This is a genomic window from Sphingomonas sp. CCH9-E2, from assembly GCF_001557215.1.
Taxonomy (GTDB): Bacteria; Pseudomonadota; Alphaproteobacteria; order Sphingomonadales; family Sphingomonadaceae; genus Sphingomonas.
The window spans coordinates 1-3,131 of the sequence record NZ_LSJM01000451.1 but is presented as its reverse complement, the minus strand read 5'-3'; the positions used below and the strand labels follow the sequence as shown (position 1 = coordinate 3,131).

At 66.7% G+C, this 3,131-nt stretch carries 3 protein-coding genes; 2 read left to right on the top strand and 1 reads right to left on the bottom strand.

Going from position 1 to position 3,131, the window contains the following annotated elements:
• On the bottom strand, window positions 1-602 hold a 602-nt coding region (locus tag AX681_RS20105; protein WP_066682685.1), incomplete at its 3' end, for a LysR family transcriptional regulator.
• A 98-nt stretch (window positions 603-700) separates the two neighbouring features.
• On the opposite strand from AX681_RS20105, the gene AX681_RS20100 reads away from it, so the two are divergent.
• Window positions 701-1,882 carry an isovaleryl-CoA dehydrogenase gene (locus tag AX681_RS20100; protein WP_156442513.1) on the top strand — a complete coding sequence of 394 codons (1,182 nt, stop codon included), beginning with the start codon at window positions 701-703 and terminating at the stop codon, window positions 1,880-1,882.
• The coding region (locus AX681_RS20095) for an AbgT family transporter (protein ID WP_066682683.1) at window positions 1,849-3,131 on the top strand (1,283 nt) is incomplete at its 3' end. The genes AX681_RS20100 and AX681_RS20095, both read left to right, overlap by 34 nt.

Below are 3,131 nucleotides of genomic sequence, written 5' to 3'. Positions count from 1 at the left end.
GTCTCCGGCAGCGCCTCACAGCTGCGCCGCACGATCATCGTCTCGCCCGCCAGCGCCTCGCCGGGCAGCGCCGCTTCCCCGGCCAGCCGATGCCCGGCGGGCAGGGCCAGCAGATAGGGTTCGCTGCGCAACGCCTCGCTATCGCCCACGGCATCGCCCTGCACCGCAGTCAGCGCCAGATCGACCCGTCCGCGCGCGATATGCTGCGCCAGCACCGTCGCATTGCCCTCGACCAGCTCGACCGCCAGCCCCGGCGCATCGGCGGCAATCCGCGCGACCAACGCCGCCAGCTCCCCACTCGCAATCGTCGTCAGCACCCCCAGCCGCAGCGTCGCGGGCTGCGCAATCCCGCCGACCGCCGCCGCCGCCAGGTTGAACTCGCGCTCGATCCGCCGCGCATGGACCGCGAATTGTGACCCCGCCTCGGTCAGCTCGATCCGCTGGCTCGACCGGCGCAGCAGCTTCGCGCCGACCTCGCGCTCCAGCTTGGCGATGCCCGCCGACAGCGTGGGTTGCGAAACCGCCATCTGCGCGGCGGCGGCGGTGAACGTTCCGCTATCGATGACGGCGAGGAAATAGCGCAGCAAATAGCGTTCGATCATAGATACCGTCTATGCTGTCCCGCGCCGCCTTTCAATTTCCCGCATCGCGCATCGGGCGCTAGGATGCCGCAAAACACATTCAGGAGAGCGCCATGAGCCTGCCCCAGATGGACTTCGCACTCGGCGAAACCGCGGACATGATCCGCGAAACCACCGAACGCTTCGCCCGCGAACAGATCGCGCCGCTCGCGGCAAAGATCGACGCCGACGACTGGTTCCCGCGCGACGAACTCTGGGCGCCGATGGGCGAACTCGGCCTGCACGGCATCACCATTGCGGAGGAGGATGGCGGCCTCGGCCTCGGCTATCTCGAACATGTCATCGCGTGTGAGGAAGTCAGCCGCGCCTCGGCCTCGATCGGCCTCAGCTACGGCGCGCACTCCAACTTGTGCGTCAACCAGATCGGCCGCTGGGCCAATGCCGAGCAAAAGGCGAAATACCTGCCCAAGCTGATCAGCGGCGAACATGTCGGCAGCCTCGCCATGTCCGAAGCCGGCGCCGGCAGTGACGTCGTCAGCATGAAGCTGCGCGCCGAGCATCGCGGTGACCGCTACGTCCTCAACGGCACCAAATTCTGGATCACCAACGCCGCCTATGCCGATGTCCTCGTCGTCTATGCCAAGACCGGCGAAGGCAGCCGCGGCATCACCACCTTCATCATCGAACGCGGCATGAAGGGGTTCGAGATCGGTCAGAAGATCGACAAGATGGGCATGCGCGGATCGCCCACCGCCGAACTCGTCTTCACCGATTGCGAAGTGCCGGAAGAAAACGTCATGGGCCCGCTCAACGGCGGCGTCGGCGTGCTGATGAGCGGCCTCGACTATGAGCGCACCGTGCTCGCGGGCATTCAGCTCGGGATCATGCAGGCGTGCCTCGACGTCGTCCTGCCGTACCTGCGCGAACGCAAGCAGTTCGGCCAGGCGATCGGCAGCTTCCAGCTGATGCAGGCCAAGGTCGCCGACATGTATGTCGCGCTCAATTCCGCCCGCGCCTATGTCTATGCCGTCGCCAAGGCATGCGACGCGGGCAAGACCACCCGCTTCGACGCCGCCGGCGCGATCCTGCTCGCCAGCGAAAACGCCTTCAAGGTCGCAGGGGAGGCGGTCCAGGCACTCGGCGGCGCGGGCTATACCAAGGACTGGCCGGTCGAACGCTTCCTGCGCGACGCCAAGCTGCTGGACATCGGCGCGGGGACGAATGAAATTCGCCGCATGCTGATCGGACGGGAGCTTGTGGGAGCCGTATGCCTGAAATCGCCGCACCATCGGATGAGGTAAGCCGCCGCCAGCGCGGGTTCCTGGGTTTTGTCGAACGCGCGGGCAATTTGCTGCCCGAACCGACGATGATCTTCGTCTACCTCATCATCGCGCTGATGGCCGTCAGTGCGATCGGCGACTGGGCCGGATGGTCGGCATCGCTCCCCTATACCGGCGAGGAGGCACCGACCGGCGCGACGCTGGAGGGCGGGGTGCTTACCTACACCGCCGCCAGCCTGTTCTCCGAAGCCAATATCGGCAAGCTGCTGGTCGACATGCCGCGCACGATGAGCGGCTTTGCGCCGCTTGGCCTGATCCTCGTGATCATGCTCGGCGCGGCGGTGGCGGAGCGGTCGGGCATGTTCTCCGCCCTGATCCGCGCCAGCCTTGCCAACGCGCCGCGCGCGATCCTGACCCCGATCGTCGCGATCATCGGCATGGTCTCGCACCACGCCTCCGACGCCGCCTATGTCGTGTTCATCCCGCTCGCCGCGATCGTCTATGCCGCGGCCGGGCGTCACCCGGTCGCAGGGCTGGCCGCCGCCTTTGCCGCAGTATCGGGCGGCTATGCCGGGAACATCACCCCGGGCCAGATCGACGTGCTGCTGTTCGGCTTCACGCAGGAAGCTGCGCGGATCGTCGAGCCGGGCTGGACGATGAACCCGGTCGGCAACTGGTGGTTCATCCTGTCGATCGTCATCGTGTTCACCCCGGCGGTGTGGTTCATCACCGACAAGGTGGTCGAACCCCGCCTCGGCAAATGGGGCGGGGAGGCGGATGCCGAGGTCACGACCGAACTCGCCCGTTCCGAAGTCACCGCCGACGAACGCCGCGGCCTGCGCCGCGCGGGCCTTGCCGCGCTCGCGGTGATCGCGCTCTACCTCGTCCTCACGCTCGCCCCCGGCTACACCCCGCTGATCAACGAAAAGGCGGAGGGGACGGCGCAGCTTCAGCCCTTTTACGGCGCGCTGATCGCCGGCTTCTTCCTGATGTTCGTCAGCTGCGGCATCGCGTTCGGCAGCGCGACCGGATCGATCAAGTCCGCCGACGACGTCACCCGCATGATGCGCGAAGGCATTGCCAGCCTCGCGCCTTACATCGTGTTCGTATTCTTCGCCGCGCATTTCGTGGCGATGTTCAACTGGTCCAATGTCGGCCCGATCATCGCGATCAACGGCGCCGAAGCGCTCCAGGCCTTCGCGCTCCCCGCGCCGATCCTGCTGGTCAGCGTGCTGCTGCTGTCGTCCTTCCTCGACCTGTTCATCGGCTC